Source organism: Aeromonas sp. QDB23 (assembly GCF_027707745.1).
Taxonomy (GTDB): domain Bacteria; phylum Pseudomonadota; class Gammaproteobacteria; order Enterobacterales; family Aeromonadaceae; genus Aeromonas; species Aeromonas allosaccharophila.
Genome location: NZ_JAPCJA010000003.1, coordinates 1 through 16,334 on the forward strand (window position 1 = coordinate 1; position 16,334 = coordinate 16,334).

18 protein-coding genes and 1 pseudogene are annotated in these 16,334 nt (G+C 62.6%); 14 read left to right on the forward strand and 5 right to left on the reverse strand.

The window, feature by feature from the left end; genetic code table 11:
* The 5 genes and pseudogenes from PG888_RS01985 to tauD form a co-directional block, all read left to right on the forward strand.
* Positions 1 to 125 (forward strand): annotated as a pseudogene (locus PG888_RS01985) (ISAs1 family transposase); the annotation flags it as partial.
* Positions 91 to 639: a glycine betaine ABC transporter substrate-binding protein gene (locus PG888_RS01990; protein WP_442866235.1), complete on the forward strand. Its 549-nt coding sequence runs from the start codon at positions 91 to 93 to the stop codon at positions 637 to 639. The pseudogene PG888_RS01985 and the gene PG888_RS01990, both read left to right, overlap by 35 nt.
* Positions 640 to 1,434, forward strand: coding sequence for a taurine ABC transporter ATP-binding subunit (tauB, locus tag PG888_RS01995; RefSeq protein WP_375124385.1), 795 nt, complete (start codon positions 640 to 642; stop codon positions 1,432 to 1,434).
* Positions 1,431 to 2,258: a taurine ABC transporter permease TauC gene (gene tauC / locus PG888_RS02000; RefSeq protein WP_182937785.1), complete on the forward strand. Its 828-nt coding sequence runs from the start codon at positions 1,431 to 1,433 to the stop codon at positions 2,256 to 2,258. The genes tauB and tauC overlap by 4 nt, the downstream gene beginning before the upstream one ends.
* Positions 2,255 to 3,106 (forward strand): taurine dioxygenase, encoded by an 852-nt coding sequence (gene tauD / locus PG888_RS02005; RefSeq protein WP_182937786.1) that lies wholly within the window; start codon positions 2,255 to 2,257, stop codon positions 3,104 to 3,106. Before tauC ends, tauD begins: the two co-directional genes overlap by 4 nt.
* 65 nt (positions 3,107 to 3,171) lie before the next feature.
* Here tauD and PG888_RS02010 read toward each other — a convergent pair whose 3' ends face one another.
* The gene (locus PG888_RS02010) at positions 3,172 to 3,546 is read right to left on the reverse strand and encodes a DUF805 domain-containing protein (RefSeq protein WP_182937787.1); all 375 of its coding nucleotides are present in this window, start codon (positions 3,544 to 3,546) and stop codon (positions 3,172 to 3,174) included.
* Between the two features lie 368 nt (positions 3,547 to 3,914).
* Between PG888_RS02010 and PG888_RS02015 the strand changes: the two genes are divergently transcribed.
* The gene (locus tag PG888_RS02015) at positions 3,915 to 5,840 is read left to right on the forward strand and encodes an NAD(P)-binding protein (protein ID WP_182937788.1); all 1,926 of its coding nucleotides are present in this window, start codon (positions 3,915 to 3,917) and stop codon (positions 5,838 to 5,840) included.
* Positions 5,837 to 7,042, forward strand: a complete 1,206-nt coding sequence (locus tag PG888_RS02020) for a c-type cytochrome (protein WP_270692762.1) — start codon at positions 5,837 to 5,839, stop codon at positions 7,040 to 7,042. Before PG888_RS02015 ends, PG888_RS02020 begins: the two co-directional genes overlap by 4 nt.
* A 98-nt stretch (positions 7,043 to 7,140) precedes the next feature.
* Here PG888_RS02020 and PG888_RS02025 read toward each other — a convergent pair whose 3' ends face one another.
* From PG888_RS02025 to PG888_RS02035, 3 genes are all read right to left on the reverse strand, one after another.
* The gene (locus tag PG888_RS02025; RefSeq protein WP_042057852.1) at positions 7,141 to 7,476 is read right to left on the reverse strand and encodes a DUF3634 family protein; all 336 of its coding nucleotides are present in this window, start codon (positions 7,474 to 7,476) and stop codon (positions 7,141 to 7,143) included.
* Between the two features lie 105 nt (positions 7,477 to 7,581).
* Positions 7,582 to 8,550: a nucleoside hydrolase gene (locus tag PG888_RS02030; protein ID WP_182937790.1), complete on the reverse strand. Its 969-nt coding sequence runs from the start codon at positions 8,548 to 8,550 to the stop codon at positions 7,582 to 7,584.
* 222 nt (positions 8,551 to 8,772) lie between these two features.
* Complete coding sequence (locus tag PG888_RS02035) at positions 8,773 to 9,066, reverse strand: hypothetical protein (RefSeq protein WP_042656987.1); 294 nt, start codon at positions 9,064 to 9,066, stop codon at positions 8,773 to 8,775.
* A gap of 212 nt (positions 9,067 to 9,278) precedes the next feature.
* On the opposite strand from PG888_RS02035, the gene PG888_RS02040 reads away from it, so the two are divergent.
* The 4 genes from PG888_RS02040 to PG888_RS02055 are packed head-to-tail and all read left to right on the forward strand — an operon-like array spanning position 9,279 to position 13,058.
* Positions 9,279 to 10,724, forward strand: a complete 1,446-nt coding sequence (locus tag PG888_RS02040; protein ID WP_182937791.1) for a coniferyl aldehyde dehydrogenase — start codon at positions 9,279 to 9,281, stop codon at positions 10,722 to 10,724.
* Positions 10,725 to 10,735: 11 nt separating this feature from the next.
* Positions 10,736 to 11,356: a TetR/AcrR family transcriptional regulator gene (locus tag PG888_RS02045; protein ID WP_182937792.1), complete on the forward strand. Its 621-nt coding sequence runs from the start codon at positions 10,736 to 10,738 to the stop codon at positions 11,354 to 11,356.
* Positions 11,337 to 11,855: a hypothetical protein gene (locus tag PG888_RS02050; RefSeq protein WP_182937793.1), complete on the forward strand. Its 519-nt coding sequence runs from the start codon at positions 11,337 to 11,339 to the stop codon at positions 11,853 to 11,855. The genes PG888_RS02045 and PG888_RS02050 overlap by 20 nt, the downstream gene beginning before the upstream one ends.
* Positions 11,856 to 11,873: 18 nt before the next feature.
* Positions 11,874 to 13,058: an iron-containing alcohol dehydrogenase gene (locus tag PG888_RS02055; RefSeq protein WP_182937794.1), complete on the forward strand. Its 1,185-nt coding sequence runs from the start codon at positions 11,874 to 11,876 to the stop codon at positions 13,056 to 13,058.
* Here PG888_RS02055 and PG888_RS02060 read toward each other — a convergent pair.
* Complete coding sequence (locus tag PG888_RS02060) at positions 13,055 to 13,357, reverse strand: hypothetical protein (protein WP_182937795.1); 303 nt, start codon at positions 13,355 to 13,357, stop codon at positions 13,055 to 13,057. The two genes, PG888_RS02055 and PG888_RS02060, sit on opposite strands and share 4 nt — an antisense overlap.
* A gap of 194 nt (positions 13,358 to 13,551) precedes the next feature.
* Between PG888_RS02060 and PG888_RS02065 the strand changes: the two genes are divergently transcribed.
* The 3 genes from PG888_RS02065 (at position 13,552) to PG888_RS02075 (ending at position 16,284) form a co-directional block, all read left to right on the forward strand.
* Positions 13,552 to 13,812, forward strand: a complete 261-nt coding sequence (locus PG888_RS02065) for a GNAT family N-acetyltransferase (protein WP_005337747.1) — start codon at positions 13,552 to 13,554, stop codon at positions 13,810 to 13,812.
* Entirely contained in the window at positions 13,799 to 14,389 is a 591-nt protein-coding gene (locus PG888_RS02070) for a nucleotidyltransferase family protein (protein WP_182937796.1), read from the forward strand. The genes PG888_RS02065 and PG888_RS02070 overlap by 14 nt, the downstream gene beginning before the upstream one ends.
* A gap of 71 nt (positions 14,390 to 14,460) precedes the next feature.
* The gene (locus PG888_RS02075) at positions 14,461 to 16,284 is read left to right on the forward strand and encodes a SulP family inorganic anion transporter (RefSeq protein WP_182937797.1); all 1,824 of its coding nucleotides are present in this window, start codon (positions 14,461 to 14,463) and stop codon (positions 16,282 to 16,284) included.
* The last annotated feature ends 50 nt before the right edge of the window (positions 16,285 to 16,334 follow it).

Consider the following 16,334-nt stretch of genomic DNA (forward strand, 5'->3'; position numbering starts at 1 on the left):
CGCTATTCCGGCGGTTCGTATTGAATATCGTAAAACAGAGCAATTGTGGTGCTCGAAGTCAGAGAAACAAGCTAAAAAGAGCCGGCTGGAATGACGACTATCGGGCTCAGTTATTCTTTGGTTAAAATATCAACAAAGTGTGCTCCCGCCCTGGCCTGGCAACGGGGTGACATAGATGGCGCCTACGTCTGGGCTCCGGCCCTCAATGAACTGGCCAAGGAGGGCAAGGTGCTGACCGACTCGGCCCAGGTGGGTGAATGGGGCGCGCCCACGCTCGATGTATGGGTGGTACGCAAGGAGTTTGCCAAGGCTCACCCCGAGGTGGTGCAGGCCTTCGTCAACAGCACCCTGGCGGCCCAGCGCGGCTATCTGGACAACCCGGCAGGCTGGCTGGCACAGCCGGACAACCTCGCCAAGCTGGCAACACTGAGCGGCGTCCCAGCCGCAGAGGTTCCCGGGCTGGTCAAAGGCAACACCTACCTGACTGCCCGGCAGCAGAGCGACGAGCTCGCCGCACTGGTGAACCGGACCATAGTGGACACCGCCCGCTTTCTCAAGGAGCAAGGCAAGGTACAGAGCGCCGGCAGCGATTACAGCCAGTACGTCACCGACCGTTTCGTCAAGGCCCAGGCCCGCTGAATGACCCCAAGTAACCCGGAGGCTGCCATGCTGCAACTCACCCACCTTTGTGCCGACTACGACGGCAAACGGGTGCTCGACAACATCAACCTCACGCTGGAAGCGGGGGAGCTGATGGTGGTACTCGGCCCCTCCGGCTGCGGCAAAACCACTCTGCTCAACCTTATCGCAGGCTTTCTCACCCACCATCAGGGCGAGATCAGCCTGCAAGGCAAACCGGTGACCGGCCCCGGTGCCGAGCGGGGGGTGGTGTTCCAGAACGAGGGACTACTGCCCTGGCGCAACGTGCTGGACAACGTGGCTTTCGGGCTACAGCTGGCCGGTCTGCCCCGCCCGGAGCGCGAAGCGAGAGCCCTGGCCATGTTGCGCAAGGTGGGGCTGGAAGAGGCTCATGCCAAACCCATCTGGCAGCTCTCCGGCGGTCAGCGTCAGCGGGTCGGCATCGCCCGGGCGCTGGCCACCCAGCCGCAACTGCTGTTGCTCGACGAGCCCTTCGGCGCCCTCGACGCCTTTACCCGCGAGCAGATGCAGACCCTGCTGCTGCGCCTGTGGCACGAGCAGCGCCGTCAGGTGCTGCTCATCACCCACGATATCGAGGAGGCAGTATTCATGGCGACCGAGCTGGTGCTGCTCTCTCCTGCCCCGGGCCGGATCACCGAGCGGCTGACCCTGGATTTTGGCCGCCGCTTCGCCGCCGGAGAGTCGTGCCGCAGCATCAAGTCGGATCCCGCCTTCATCGAGCAGCGTGAATATGTACTCGGCCGGGTCTTCGCCGAACGGGAGGAGTTTGCATGACAGCCGCCCTCTCATCCTCGGCAGTCCCTGCCACTGTGCGCCTGCGCTGGCCCCTGTCACGTCGGCTTGGCGTGAGCCTGCTTAGCCTGACCACCCTGCTGGCTATCTGGTGGCTGGTGGCGCACCTTGGCTGGATAAGCCCTCTATTTTTGCCGCCCCCCGAGCAGGTACTGCACCAGTTCATCACCATTGCCGGGCCGCAGGGATTCATGGATGCCACCCTGTGGCAGCATCTCGCGGCCAGCTTGCAGCGCATCCTGATCGCCCTGATAGCTGCGGCCCTGTTCGGGGTAACGGTGGGGATTGCCATGGGGCTGAGCCCCACGGTGCGCGGCATGCTGGATCCGCTGATCGAGCTCTACCGACCGGTCCCCCCGCTCGCCTACCTGCCACTCATGGTGATCTGGTTTGGCATAGGTGAGACATCCAAGGTGCTGCTCATCTATCTCGCCATCTTCGCGCCGGTGGCCATGGCAACCCTGACGGGAGTGCAGAGCGCCCAGCAGGTGCGACTGCGGGCCGCCCAGGCACTGGGCGCCACCCGCTGGCAGGTGTTGTTGTACGTCATCCTGCCCGGCGCCCTGCCGGAAATCTTGACCGGGCTGCGCATCGGGCTCGGGGTCGGCTGGTCCACCCTGGTGGCGGCCGAGCTCATCGCCGCCACCCGTGGCGTGGGCTTTATGGTGCAATCCGCTGGCGAGTTTCTCGCTACCGACGTGGTGCTGGCGGGCATTCTGGTGATCGCCCTGATCGCCTTCATTCTGGAACTTGGTTTACGTGCGCTGCAGCGTCGCCTGACGCCGTGGCATGGAGAAGGACTATGAGCAATACCCTGCGTATCACCCCCCTCGGCCCCCACATCGGTGCCGAGATCAGCGGCATTCAACTGGCTGAACCTTTGAGCGATAGCCACTTTGGGCAGATCCATCAGGCCCTGTTGAGCCATCAGGTACTGTTCTTTCGGGACCAGCCCATCACCCCTCTGGCTCAACGGACGCTGGCCAACCGCTTCGGCGATCTGCACATCCACCCCATCTATCCCCATGCGCCCGAGGCCAAAGAGATCATCGTGCTCGACACCCACAACGGGAATCCACCGGACAACGACAACTGGCATACCGATGTGACCTTTATCGAGACGCCCCCGGCGCTGGCCATTCTGGCTGCCAAGCAGTTGCCGCCGGTCGGCGGAGACACCCTGTGGGCCAGCGGCATCGCCGCCTTCGAGGGGCTCTCCCCAAGGCTGCAACAACTGCTGACGGGACTGGAGGCCGAACACGATTTCAGCAAGTCGTTCCCGGCCCATCGCCACACCAGTAGCCCGGAGGAGTACGGACGCTGGCAAGAAGCAGTATCCCGCCATCCCCCCTTGCGCCACCCGGTGATCCGCACCCATCCCCTCAGTGGCCGTCAAGCCCTGTTTGTCAACGAAGGCTTCACCACCCGCCTGCCCGACTTGCCAAGGCAAGAGAGCGAGGCGTTGCTCGCCTTCCTGTTCAAGCATGTCAGCAAGCCCGAGTATCAGGTACGCTGGCGCTGGCAAGAAAACGACATCGCCATCTGGGACAATCGGGTCACCCAGCACTATGCCAACGCCGACTATCTGCCAGCCCGGCGCATCATGCACCGGGCAACTGTGCTCGGCGACAAACCGTTCTGGCGCGCCTCTTGACGCCCAACAACGAAAGAGGGAGGCATCTTGCCTCCCTCTTCTGTTTGTACGTTTCGCCGCACCTGTCAGCTGGCAATAAAGCCCTGCGAGGGGGCCGCTTTGGGATCGTCACCGAAGCGGTTCGGCCCCTGCTGGCCGTTGCAAACCATAAAGTAGATGAGCACCAGGGTGCCGATAATGGGGATAAGCCCGAGCAGCAGCCACCAAGCGCTACGGTCGGTGTCGTGCAGGCGACGGGCCGCCACCGCCAGCGATGGCAGCAGCACCGCCAGCGAATAGATGGAGCTTATCAGCTCCTTGTCGCCGCCAATCAGCTTGTCCACCATGCCGAGCAGCAGCATGACGATGATGTTGCACAGCACGAACATCCAGTATTCGGTGCGGCGGGCCCGCCCGCTGAATACCGCATATTGCTTGAGGACCGAGATATACCAGTTCATTGCGCCTCCAGAGTGGCGGTTACGCCAGTGAGTAAAAAGAGAGTCGATAAAACAAGTAGTTAAGAGCTTAACGCGATCATCCCTCCGAGTCGACAAGGATGCCCGAACGCCTCCCAAACTAATCAGCTACGGCAATGATTGACCGGCCCGAGCCGGGGAGAGCTGCGCCCCTGCAACAGGGCAAATCCCCCCCATCAGCGCATCACTCTCGTCACAAGCAGGAAAATGGTGCTTAATAATCCATTAGCAATCGTATGGACTCAGCGTGAGGATAGCGGTAGATTCGGCGCCCAATCCTGAACAGGATCTGTGTCTCCCTCCCATAATGAATCCACTTATTCATTACTTCTCCTAACACAGGGATAGCCATGAGTATTACACGCAGAGATTTTCTCAACGGCGTTGCCATCACCATTGCGGCAGGCATCGCCCCCATCAATCTGCTCAAGGCTGCCGAAGGCGGCAGCACGCTGGCGGATAAAACCCTGGCCTATCCGCCCGCCCTCACCGGCCTGCGCGGCAACCACCCGGGCTCTTTCGAACCGGCCCACAACATCGCCCGTGACGGCAAGCAGTATGACTTCGCCAATGTTCCCCTTGAGGGGGAGGTGGATCTGGTGATCGTCGGCGCCGGGATCAGCGGCCTGGCCGCCGCCTGCTTCTATCAGCAACTGCTCGGCGCGGATAAGAAGATCCTGCTGCTCGACAACCACGATGACTTCGGCGGCCACGCCAAGCGCAACGAGTTCACCACCCCCGATGGCCTGCGGCTGGGTTATGGTGGCAGCGAATCCCTGCAATCGCCGCGATCCGTCTACAGCCCGGTGGCGCTGGGGCTGCTCAAGGCGCTGGAGGTCAACATCGACGAGCTGGCCAAAGGATTCCAGCAGACCTTCTATCCGGATCTGGGGCTTAGCCGCGGCGTCTATTTCGACGAGCAGCACTTTGGCGTCAACAAGATAGTGAACGGCGATCCGGGCCACAACGTGGCGGACGACATCCCCCGCGATCGCCTGAACGGCCGGCCGCTGGCAGAGTTTATCGGCGACTTCCCCCTCGATGATGCCGACAAGGCCGCCCTGCTGGCGCTGCACGAATCTAAGATCGACTACCTGAGCGGCATGACCCGCGAAGAGAAAGACCTCTGGGTGACACGCAACAGCTACACCCGCTTCCTGCGCGATAAAGTGGGGCTCAGCGAGCGGGCGATCACCTACTTCCAGCAGCGCACCAACGACTTCCAGGCGGTCGGCATCGACGCCACCGCCTGCGCCGATGCGCGCCTCTGCGCCTTGCCGGGCTTCGACGGCCTCAATCTGACGCCGCTGGATGCCGAGGAGCAGGCGGAGTTGGACGATCCCTACATCTTCCACTTCCCGGATGGCAACGCCGGTCTCACCCGCCTGATGGTGCGCAAGCTCATTCCGCAGGTGGCCCCAGGCCACACCATGCAGGATGTGGTGCTGGCCAAGTTTGACTACAGCAAGCTCGACCTGCCCGAGCACAAGGTGCAGCTGCGCCTTGGCAGCACGGCGCTGCAGGCCAAAAACGTGCGCCTCGCCGACGGCAAGCTGGCGGTGGATGTCACCTACATCAAGGAGGGGAAACTGCATCGGGTGCGGGCCAAGCAGTCAGTGATGGCGGGTTACAACATGATGATCCCCTACATGGTGCCCGAGATGCCGGAGCCCCAGAAGGAGGCGCTGCGCCAGAATGCCAAGGCGCCGCTGGTCTACACCAAGGTGGTGATCAAGAACTGGCAAGCCTTCGTCAAGCTCGGGGTACACGAGGTCTACTCCCCCGCCGCCCCCTACAGCCGGGTCAAGCTCGACTATCCGGTCAGCATGGGTGGCTACGAGCATCCCAAAAACCCGGATCAGCCCATGTGCCTGCACATGGTCTATGTACCGACCCTGCCGGGCAGCGGTCTGTCGGCCCGCGAACAGTCCCGCAAGGGGCGCGCCATGATCCTCGGCATGCCGTTCGAGCAGCATGAACAGATGATCCGCGAGCAGTTGCAGGGAATGCTCGGCAGCGCCGGTTTCAACCATGAGCAGGATATCCTCGCCATCACGGTCAACCGCTGGTCTCACGGCTACTCCTATGTCACCAACACCCTGTTTGATGACGAAGCGCAGTGCGAAAAATGGATTGAGCTGGGTCGCCAGCCGATCGGCAACATCACCATCGCCAACTCGGATGCGGGCTGGAGCCCCTACGCCCACGCCGCCATCGACGAAGCGTGGCGCGCCGTCAACGAGCTGGTTGCCCTGAGCAAGGGAGGTGCCCAATGAGCCGCACCCTGTCAATGACCGCCAGCGCCCTGCTGCTGGCCCTGCCCGCCCTTGCCGCCAACGCAGCCCCCGCCATGTCGGCAGGGGAATACGTGGCCAAACTGGGCGATTGCGCCGCCTGTCACACCAGCGAGACCAGCAAGCCGCTGGCGGGCGGCAAGGGCTTCCCCACCCCCATCGGCACCGTATTTGCCACCAACATCACCCCCGACAAGACCCACGGTATCGGCAACTACAGCCTGCCGGAGTTCATCAAGGTGATGCGCGAAGGGGTGGCCCGCGACGGCCATCGCCTCTATCCGGCCATGCCCTACACCGCCTACGCCAAGATGAGCGATAAAGATCTCGAAGATCTCTATCACTACCTGATGCAGGAGGTGCAACCGCTGGCCATCGCCAACAAGGAGAGCGACATCCCCTGGCCGCTCAACATGCGCTGGCCGCTGATGGGCTGGAACTGGATCTACCACGACGACAGCCGCTTCACCCCGGTAGCCAGCAAGAGCGAAGAGTGGAATCGCGGCGCCTATCTGGTGCAGGGTGCCGGTCACTGCGGTAGTTGCCACACCCCGCGCGGATTGGGGATGCAGGAGAAAGCGCTGACCGAGGCGGATCCCGTCTACCTGAGCGGTGCGGCGCTGGATGGCTGGTATGCCCCCGACATTCGCGGCAGCCGTTACAGCAAGCAGGCACTGATCGATCTGCTGAAAACCGGCCGCAGCCAGCATGAAGCGGTCGCAGGCCCCATGGGGGAAGTGATCACTCACAGCAGCCAGTATTTCAGCGACGCCGATCTGGCCAGCATCGCCACCTATCTGACCGACCTGAAAGATGAGCCGGTCGCTGAGAAAGGTGCCCGAGCCTATGCCAGTGCCAGCGGCAAGGCGGATTACGCCATGTACTGCTCCACCTGTCACGGGGTCAACGGCCAGGGCAATGACCACATCATCCCCTCGCTGGTGAACAACCGCACCGTGCTGGCGGGCGATCCGTCGAGCCTGATCAACGTGTTGCTGCACGGCGCCGAGACCCCGGTCACCCGCGGTCATCTCGGCTACCACATGCCGGGTTATGGCTGGACCCTGGATGACGAGCGACTCGCCGAGCTGGTCAACACCCTGCGCGCCTCCTGGGGCAATGAAGGCACCGCCGTCAAGGCGGCGGCGGTCAAGGCCCAGCGCGAGCTGCACGGCAAGGAGTAAAACTCCGGCGCCAGTGCAGCACCATTGCATCGCGCAGCACTATAAAAACGGGCCTCCACTGGAGGCCCGTTTGCTATTGGTGAACCGCTGGCAGGGGATCACCCCTTGCGCGGTTTGGTGCCCGGCAGCGGCGCCGCGGGCTGGCGGTAATCGCCATAGGGGAAGATATTGCGAAAACGCTGAGCCACCGGCTCGGGGATGGAGCGGGAGAAGATCAGCTTCACACCATCGCCATCGCGCTGCCCCACAATGCGACCGCGCACCGTGTCGTGGCGCAGGATCTGCTTGGCGTGCTCAATAAAGGCGGGTGACACCTTACCCTGCTTGACCACTACCTTGCCGGGAGCAAGGCGGATCTCGAACAGGGCGCCACGCCCCAGCTTCATCAACCACCAGATCAGCGCAATCGCCACGATCAAGGAAATCCAGGCCATCTTCATCCCTCCCAAGGTCTTGATATCAGGCAGTATAAGCGGCTGTGCGCCCCGATTGTTTGGCGCCGATCACAGCCCCGCGTCAGCGCAATAGCGCCGCTTTGCTCAGCAATCCTTGCCCCAGCCCACCAGCGTCTCGCGATAGAGCGCCAGCAGCGCGTCATCGCGCACCGCCACCCCGACCTGCTGCGGGCGATAGGCTGCCCAGTCGTCGTGGGAGTGGCGTTTGCCATCGAACTTTTGCAGGGTGTGACCGATGGCCGGGCCGCTGGTGATGACCCGCACCGGCCCTTCCCGCAGGGTAAAGAGGGTCGGGTCGATGACATAGGCGATGGCGGACGGATCGTGGACGTGGCAACCGGAGAGCCCCAGCTTCTCGGAGTAGAAGCGCAGGTAGAAACGGCTCACATCCCACAGGAAGCGGCCCGGCTCCCCCGCCTTATCCCTGAGATCATCAAGATAGGCACTGCTGAAGAAGCTCTGCTGGGTCACATCCAGCCCGATGATCACCACCGGCCAGTCGGCGGTAAAGACCCGATCGGCGGCATCGGGATCGTCGTGGATATTGGCCTCGGCATAGGGGGTGACGTTGCCGCGATGGCCGTTGACGCCAAAGGCGCCGCCCATCACGACCACCTGTTTTACCAGCGAGACAATCTCGGGCGCCTGTTGCAGCGCCAGCGCCAGATTGGTCAGCGGGCCGATAGTGACGAGGGTGATCTCCCCCGGCGCGGCTTTGACCGCCTCGACAATATATTGCCAGGCGGGGCGGGGATCCGGAGCGATAGTCACCTCCCCCGCCTCCATGTCACCAAAGCCGCTCGGGCCGTGGACTATGGTGGTGGGGCCGACCGGTTCGCGCAGCAGCGGGGCAGCGGCGCCCTTGGCCACATCCGCCTTCATGCCGTACTTCTGCTTGAGCCAGAGGGCGTTGCGGGTGCCATTGGCGATGGTGGCGTTGCCATACACGGTGGTGATGGCCAGCAGCTCGATGGCGGGGTGGGCCTCGGCAAACAGGATGGCCATGGCATCGTCGATACCCGGGTCGGTATCCAGAATGATTTTATGGGTCATGAGAAATTCCTACGGTGACAAACCCTGCGGCAAAAGGGAGAGTCTACCCGGCTGACGGCCCCGTATCCCGGCATGGGATCACAGACCGGGCCTTTGCTCCCGGCAACGACACATGGCTGGCAACGATCAGCATAAAAAAACGGCGCGACCCTGTTGCCAGCGCCGCGCCACTCATCGTTGTTCGTTATCTGCTATCTGGCACTGATCTGCCTGACCGTATCCTCAGTGCTTGCGATGCCAGCGCGGTGAGGTCGCCTTCTCCCCCCAGGGGGTGACACAAGGGAGCAGCGCCCCTTCAATCACCACCTCGCTGCCCGCCAGCGCCTCGGCGATCTTCTGGTGCAGCACCCGCAACACCTTGCCCTCGTGCTCGGCCAGAGAGTGGCCCGCGGCAAAAAACTCCGGCTGATATTGCAGTGCCAGCTTCTGGGCAAATTCATAGGTGTTGAAGCAATCCGGCATCCGCTCAACCACATCTTCAAGCCGGGCCAACAAGCTGTTCAGTTCCCTGGTCATAGTGCTCTCTCCGTGTAGGTTAATAGCCAAAAACTACCCCTTATTGGATAAGTCACCAACGAGCAAACCCCAAAAGTGTGGGGAGGCACACAGTTCTCTCTTGCGTCCAGCTCGCGGTGAGCGGGAGAGAGCTTGCCAGCTTTACATTCCGGTAACAAACAGCTAAATTCAGACCGACTAATCAGTCGGTCATTTTTCATGCGGAGAACAACATGGGTGCGGCGCAGCTTCAACACACTCCTGAGGATATCCTCGCCATCAAGCTGTCCCTGCCGGATCAGCTGGCACGGCTCAAGCGGGCGAGTCTGGCTCACCCCATGCCCACCCTGGCCGAGCGCCGGGCACAGCTGACCAAACTCAAGCAGACGCTGCTCGCCTACAAGGGAGAGCTGTGCAAAGCGCTGGCAGCGGATTATGGCCAGCGCAGCAACTACGACAGCCTGATCGCCGATGTGCTGCCCTGCATCATGCAGATCAACTACACCCAGAAACGGCTCAAGCGCTGGATGCAGCCTCACCGCCGCCACACCGGCCTGCTGCTGGCCCCCGCCCGGGTCGAGGTGCACTTCCAGCCGCTCGGGGTGGTCGGCATCATAGTGCCGTGGAACTTTCCGGTGATGCTGAGCCTTGGCCCCCTCATCACCGCCATCGCGGCGGGCAACCGGGCGATGCTGAAACTCTCCGAATTCACTCCCCATACCAATGCCGTGCTGCGCACCATGCTCACCAGCGTGTTTGACGAGCACGAGATCGCCATCATCGAGGGGGATGCCCAGATGGCGGCAGCGTTCAGCTCGCTGCCGTTCGATCACCTGCTCTTTACCGGCTCGACCATGGTGGGCAAGCTGGTGATGGCCGCGGCGGCGCCCCAGCTCACCTCGCTCACCCTTGAGCTGGGTGGCAAGAGCCCCTGCCTCATCGCCCCCGATATGCCGGTGGCCACCGCGGTCGAGCGGATGATCTTCGGCAAGAGCCTCAACGCCGGGCAGATCTGCGTCGCCCCCGACTACGTGCTGCTGCCCCGCGGCGAGGTGGAGCACTTTATCGCCGCCTATCGCAGCCACTTCAGCAAACTCTACCCGCAGGGGCTCAATAGTGCCGACTACGGCGCCATCATCAACGACCGCCAGTATCAGCGCCTCGTCAGCTGGCTGGATGAGGCCGAGCAGGCGGGCGCCGAGCTCCACCCCTGTGGCAGCCCTGCCCGTGACGACCTGCGTCGCCTGCTGGTGCCCCACCTGCTGACCGGAGTGCCCCATCATTGTCAGGTGATGCAGCAGGAGATCTTCGGCCCGCTGCTACCGCTCATCCCCTACGACACCCTGGAGGAGGCGCTCGCCTATGTGGCCGAGCGGCCCCGCCCGCTGGCCCTCTATCTGATGAGCTTCGACCCCGGGCTGCAGGCACGGGTGACCCGGGAGACCCACTCCGGCGGCATGGCGATCAACGAGAGCCTGTTTCAGGTGGCCGCCGACGATGTGCCGTTTGGCGGCATCGGCGCCTCCGGCATGGGCCACTACCACGGCCACGAGGGGTTCCTCACCTTCTCCAAGGCGAAAACCGTGCTGACCCGCGGCAAGTTCACCACCGGCTCCCTGATCCACCCGCCCTACCACAGCTGGATCCAGAAGCTGATGATGGCCTTCTTCCTGCGCTGATGGAGATGACCATGAACCAGGCCATCCCACCGCCACCAGCCATGACCGACAAGCGCCGCCAGATCCTGGATGCCGCCCTCGCCCTCTGCGCCGAAGATGGCCTGCAGGGGGCCGCCACCGCCCGTATCGCCAAGGCGGCCGGGGTGGCCAACGGCACCCTGTTCCACCACTTTCCGAGCAAGGAGGCGCTGATCCTCCAGCTCTATCAGGATGTGAAAACCCGGATGGGGGCCGCCATCCATGAAGCAGACCCCACCCTGCCGCTGTACGACCAGACCCGCCACTACTGGCAGCTGGCGATGGAGTGGATGCAGGCTAACCCCAATGAACTCAAATTCGTGCTGGGCTTCTTTCACTCTCCGCTGCTGGCCAGACCGGCCCGCAGCCAGATCCTGAACGATGCCTTGCGCTTTCTGCCCGCCCTGCTGGCAAAGGGGCAGGCCAGCGGCGAGCTGATGCAGGCTCCCGCGCCACTGTTGCTGGAGGTGTGTCAGGGCCAGTTCCTCGCCTGCGCATCACTGTTTGTCGATCAACCGGAGCTGGGACAGGACGACTACTGGCAAGCCAGTGCGTTCGCCCTCTTCTGGTCAGCCATATCAGGAGCCAATCCCCATGCAAACACGGATGTTTGAATCTGCGGCCGCCCTTGGCCGCCACCTCTGGATCATCACCCTGCTCTGGGTGGTGGGCCGCACCCTCTGCCGCGCCGCCCGCACCGACGAGGCGGTGCGCCGCGAATTGGCGCCGTTGCCGGACGGGCTGGCGATCCGCCTCGAAGTGGGCGGCATCGACTACGCCATGAACATGCACAAGCAGGGTGGCCGCTGGTATCCCGGTGCGCCGGTCGCTCCGCATGCCACCATTCATCCACTGCGGGTTCGCTTCAAGCACCCCAATATCGCCTTTCGCACCCTGAGCTTTCGGCTCGGGGTCAATCAGGCGTTCGGTGAAAACCGGCTGTTGGTGGAGGGGGATCTGACCGTCGCCATGCAACTGGTGCGGGGGCTTGAGCAGATGCAGTCCCTGATCCTGCCCGCCTTTATCGCGCGGCCCCTGCTGCGCCACTATCCTGCCCCGACCAACAAATTCGGCCGGGCCTGCAACATCTATCTGGGTCTGGTGACCGGCTAACGCGCAAGGAGCCTTGAAATGAGCCGCTATTACGATTTCTTCTGCCCGGTCAAACTGCTGGCCGGTGAACAGGCGCTGGAGCAGCTGGCCAGCGAGCTGGCCAGCCTCGGGGCGCGTCGCCCGCTGCTGCTGACCGACAAGGGGGTCAATGCCACCGGTCTTGCCACCCTGCTTGCCAATGTGCTGGCCGAGGGGGATCTGCCGGTTGCCGCCATTTGGGACGAAATCCCGGCCGACTCCTCCACCGCCGTGGTGGAGCGGATCGCCAAACGCTATCGCGAGCTCGACTGTGACAGTCTGGTGGCGCTGGGGGGCGGTTCGGTGATCGACACCGCCAAGGCGGTCAATATTCTCACTTCCATGGGGGGGGATCATCTGCTCGACTACTCGGGCGCCGGTTGCCTGACTCGTCCCCTCAAGCCGCTGGCGGTGGTGCCCACCACGGCGGGCACAGGATCAGAAGTGACGCTAGTGGCGGTGATCAAGGATGAGGCAAGCGGGCGCAAGGTGCCCTTCACCTCTCCCTTCCTGCTGCCCCAGCTGGCGGTGCTCGACCCGCGCCTGACCCAGGGGCTGCCCCTCAATATCACCGCCGCCACCGCCATGGATGCCATGACCCATGCCATCGAGGCCTTTATCGGCACCGCCAAAAATCCGGTGAGCGATGCGCTGGCCCTGATGGCGGTGGAGAAGATCGCCAGCGCCCTGCCGCAAATCATCCACGACCCGCAGAACAAACAGCTGCGGCTGCAACTGGCGGAGGGTTCCACCCTGGCTGGCATGGCTTTCTCCAACTCCATGGTGGGGCTGGTACACGCCCTCGGCCACAGTCTGGGGGCCCGCTGCCATCTGCCCCACGGGCTGTGCATGAACCTCTTTTTGCCCACCGTGCTCGACTACAACCGCCCCGAGGTGGATAGCGAGTTGGCCCGGCTGCTGTTGCCGCTGGTGGGGGCCGAGCGCTTTGCCGCCACTCCGGCCCACCAGCGGGCGGAGGCGACCATCACCGCCATTCGCACCCTGCGCGATACCTTGTGGCAGGCGGTCAAGCTGCCGCGCACCATGAGCGAAGCGGGGGTGAGCGATCGCTCGCTACTGACCGAGATACGCGATCTGGCGATCAACGATGGCGCCATGCTGTTCAATCGCAAGGACGCCGACCGTGAGCAGTTACTTACCCTGCTGGAACGGGCCTGGGCCTAGTGACTATCGGCCGCAACCTCACAAATAAACTGGAATGGCGCATCGGGATGGTGCGCCAACAATGAAAAGAGTCGCTCAAAATCTCCTTTGTTATCTTGGTTGTGGCTGTACCAAATAGCCCCTGTATCCCCCATCCATAAAGAGATTTTCTTGGCCAACAAGAGTCGAATTTTTCTATTTTTCCCTGCCGTTTCAAACAAAGCTTTGAGTTCAGAGCATGATGCATCGGAAATCGAAATCTGTCGCTGATCCGGGCTTTTCTGACTTTGAGCCAACACCTTCCGGGTAACTTTCAACATTACCGTGTCCATTTTTACCTCTTCCAAACGTGCTGATTATTGCCACATCGATTCGTGCCAAGATAAAAGCCAGAGAGCAAGAGCTGGCTCAATAATCCTGATAACAATCGATACATCATCCACTATCTGTTCTATACCTTGGCTAACAGTTATGTTGTGCCGAGAGACCCAACTTTATGCCAGAGGTGCCCACCATGAGCGACATCATCCATCAGGCCAACCAGCAGCAGTTCATCTGTATGGTGGAGGGGAAGGAGTCTAGACTGCGCTACCGGCGGCTCGATGCCAAAACCATCGATGCCTACAGCACCTTCGTGCCCCCCGAGCTGCGGGTGCAGGGGATTGCCGATCAGCTGGCGCGCGCCTTCTTCAACTGGACTCAGGCGGAGGGGCTCACTATAGTGCCGAGCTGCCGTTACATTGATGTCTGGTTACGCCGCAATGCCAACAACTGAACCTCTGAACACCACCCTCGAACAGCAATACCAAGCCAAAACCGAAGCCCTGCTGCGGGCTGATCCGCAGCGGATGGCCTGCCTGCAAGCCGCCGCCGAGCTCAATCTGCCCGACTGGGCGCTGGGGGCCGGCTTTATCCGCAACCTCATCTGGGATCACCTTCACCACAAGGCTGTGCCCACCCCGCTCAACGATATCGACCTTATCTATCTCGATAAAAACGATCCGCAAGGGCTGGCCGAGGCGGCGCATGAAGCCTGGCTGGCCAAACTGCTGCCGGGTCAGCAGTGGGAGGTGCGCAATCAGGCCCGCATGCACACGCGCCAGCTGGTGGCGCCGTTTGCCAACAGTCTGGAGGCGCTCAGCCACTGGGTCGAAGTGCCGACCTGCATCGGCGTGCGCCTCACCCGGGATGGCGAGTTCGAGTGGCTCGCCCCCTACGGCTTTGCCATCAACTGGTCACTGCAAGTGAGTGCCAACCCCAGATGTCGCCAGGACAAACAGATTTTTACCCAGCGCATCAAGGAGAAACGCTGGCAGGCTATCTGGCCTGACCTTCAGGTAAACTGGCCATAACCTGATTGCAATCTTTCGATAACCTTGTGCACACTAGGGGAAAAGCTGGTTGTAACTCAATGGGTTAAATAATGCGCGACTTCTTCTCTCTCGAACGCTGGCTACCGGGCCTCGCTGCCCTGCTGCAATACCAGCGCGCCTGGTTGATGCCAGACCTTCGCGCCGGACTCTCGGTGGCGGCCGTGGCGCTGCCCGTCGCCATAGCTTATGCCGAGCTCGCCGGGGTGGGCGCCATCGTTGGCCTCTACTCCTGCATCCTGCCCATGCTGGTCTACGCCCTGTTTGGTACCTCCCGCCAGCTGATTGTCGGCCCCGATGCCGCCACCTGCGCGGTCATTGCCGCCGTGGTGACGCCGCTAGCCGCAGGCGACCCGACCCGTCACTGGCAACTGGTGATGACCATGACCGCCATGACCGGCTTCTGGTGCCTGATTGCCAGCCGCTTCAAGCTGGGAGTGCTGGCGGACTTCCTCTCCCGCCCGATCCTGATGGGACTGCTCAACGGGGTAGCCATCACCATCATGGTGGGCCAGCTCTCCAAGATCTTCGGCTTCACCTTCAGCGAACGTTACCTCATCGAGCGGATCGCCAGCGGGGCTACCTATATTACCCAGACCCATCTGCCGACCCTGGCCATGAGTCTGGTGGCCCTGCTCACCCTGCTGCTGGCCAAACGCTACAAACCGGCGTGGCCCTCCTCCATGGTGGCCATGGTGGTGACCGCTGCGCTGGTGTGGGGTTTCAATCTCGGCCAGTTTGATATCGCCACCCTGGGGGCGGTGGGTTCCGGCCTGCCCGCGTTCCAGATGCCGGAGTTCCCCCCGGGTCTGATGCGGGAGCTGGTGCTGCCCGCCCTTAACCTCGCCATGGTGAGCTTCGTCTCCATGATGCTGACCGCCCGCAGCTTTGCCGCCAAGAACGGTTACGAAATCGACGCGGACAAGGAGTTCCGGGCGCTGGGCATGGCGAACCTCGCCTCCGCGGTCTCGCAAGGCTTTGCCATCAGCGGGGCAGATTCACGCACCGCGGTCAACGACGCCAACGGCGGCAAGAGCCAGCTGGTCTCCATCATCGCCGCTGCGGTGATCGCCCTCATCACCTTCTATCTGACGGCGCCGCTCAAATACATTCCCACTGCCGCCCTCGGGGTGGTGCTGGTTATGGCCTCCCTGTCGCTCACCGATTTTCGCGGTCTCTGGGCACTGCGCCACTCCGATCGATCCGCCTTCTGGCTGGCGCTAATCACCTTTATCAGCGTGCTCACCATGGGGGTGATCCCGGGGATCACCCTCGCGGTATTGCTCGGCTTGTTCCAGTTCCTGCGCAATGTGATGCGCCCCACCGACCAGCTGCTCGGCATGGATGACGAGGGGGTAGTGCGCACCCTGGGAGACAACGAGCAGGCCAAGGCGATCCCGGGCATTCTGGTCTATCGCTTCAACTCGCCGCTGACCTACTTCAACGCCCCCTACTTCAAGCGGCGAGTGCTGGCCTTGCTGGTGCAGGATCCCCACAATCCCAAGTGTCTGGTGATCGACGCGGTCGCCTGCTTCACCCATCAGGACATCAGCGTGATGAGCATGGTGGGGGAACTGCACAAGGATCTGAAACGGCGCGGCATCCATATGGTGATGGCGGGTCGCCACGGCCAGATGACCCACTGGCTCAAACAGGCGGGCGTGCGGGTGGGCGACGAGGGGATCATCCTCTGCCCCGATATGTATCAGGCGCTGCGCATGACCCGTTGCTACCGCGAACCGGTGTTCAGGGATGACGAGGTGGTGGAGAGCACCACAGATGCTATCCGCTCCCACTGGCCGCAGGATGATGCCCTGCCCGACTCGGCACGCCTCACCCTGCCAAGCGAACAGGAGGCGGGCGCCACCCCTGCCTGATCCCCTGGTCTGCCCCCCGGGTCGGGCAATCCTGCACAAGGATTGCGCCG

What these genes read in the sequence shown, in the direction of transcription:
- PG888_RS01990 (WP_442866235.1), top strand. Translation starts at nt 91, where the DNA reads ATGACGACTATCGGGCTCAGTTATTCTTTGGTTAAAATATCAACAAAG.
- tauC (WP_182937785.1), top strand. Translation starts at nt 1,431, where the DNA reads ATGACAGCCGCCCTCTCATCCTCGGCAGTCCCTGCCACTGTGCGCCTG.
- PG888_RS02030 (WP_182937790.1), bottom strand. Translation starts at nt 8,550, where the DNA reads ATGACCCATAAAATCATTCTGGATACCGACCCGGGTATCGACGATGCC.
- PG888_RS02035 (WP_042656987.1), bottom strand. Translation starts at nt 9,066, where the DNA reads ATGACCAGGGAACTGAACAGCTTGTTGGCCCGGCTTGAAGATGTGGTT.
- PG888_RS02045 (WP_182937792.1), top strand. Translation starts at nt 10,736, where the DNA reads ATGAACCAGGCCATCCCACCGCCACCAGCCATGACCGACAAGCGCCGC.
- PG888_RS02075 (WP_182937797.1), top strand. Translation starts at nt 14,461, where the DNA reads ATGCGCGACTTCTTCTCTCTCGAACGCTGGCTACCGGGCCTCGCTGCC.
- PG888_RS02025 (WP_042057852.1), bottom strand. Translation starts at nt 7,476, where the DNA reads ATGGCCTGGATTTCCTTGATCGTGGCGATTGCGCTGATCTGGTGGTTG.
- PG888_RS02055 (WP_182937794.1), top strand. Translation starts at nt 11,874, where the DNA reads ATGAGCCGCTATTACGATTTCTTCTGCCCGGTCAAACTGCTGGCCGGT.
- PG888_RS02040 (WP_182937791.1), top strand. Translation starts at nt 9,279, where the DNA reads ATGGGTGCGGCGCAGCTTCAACACACTCCTGAGGATATCCTCGCCATC.
- PG888_RS02010 (WP_182937787.1), bottom strand. Translation starts at nt 3,546, where the DNA reads ATGAACTGGTATATCTCGGTCCTCAAGCAATATGCGGTATTCAGCGGG.
- PG888_RS02015 (WP_182937788.1), top strand. Translation starts at nt 3,915, where the DNA reads ATGAGTATTACACGCAGAGATTTTCTCAACGGCGTTGCCATCACCATT.
- PG888_RS02020 (WP_270692762.1), top strand. Translation starts at nt 5,837, where the DNA reads ATGAGCCGCACCCTGTCAATGACCGCCAGCGCCCTGCTGCTGGCCCTG.
- tauB (WP_375124385.1), top strand. Translation starts at nt 640, where the DNA reads ATGACCCCAAGTAACCCGGAGGCTGCCATGCTGCAACTCACCCACCTT.
- PG888_RS02070 (WP_182937796.1), top strand. Translation starts at nt 13,799, where the DNA reads ATGCCAACAACTGAACCTCTGAACACCACCCTCGAACAGCAATACCAA.
- PG888_RS02060 (WP_182937795.1), bottom strand. Translation starts at nt 13,357, where the DNA reads ATGTTGAAAGTTACCCGGAAGGTGTTGGCTCAAAGTCAGAAAAGCCCG.
- tauD (WP_182937786.1), top strand. Translation starts at nt 2,255, where the DNA reads ATGAGCAATACCCTGCGTATCACCCCCCTCGGCCCCCACATCGGTGCC.
- PG888_RS02065 (WP_005337747.1), top strand. Translation starts at nt 13,552, where the DNA reads ATGAGCGACATCATCCATCAGGCCAACCAGCAGCAGTTCATCTGTATG.
- PG888_RS02050 (WP_182937793.1), top strand. Translation starts at nt 11,337, where the DNA reads ATGCAAACACGGATGTTTGAATCTGCGGCCGCCCTTGGCCGCCACCTC.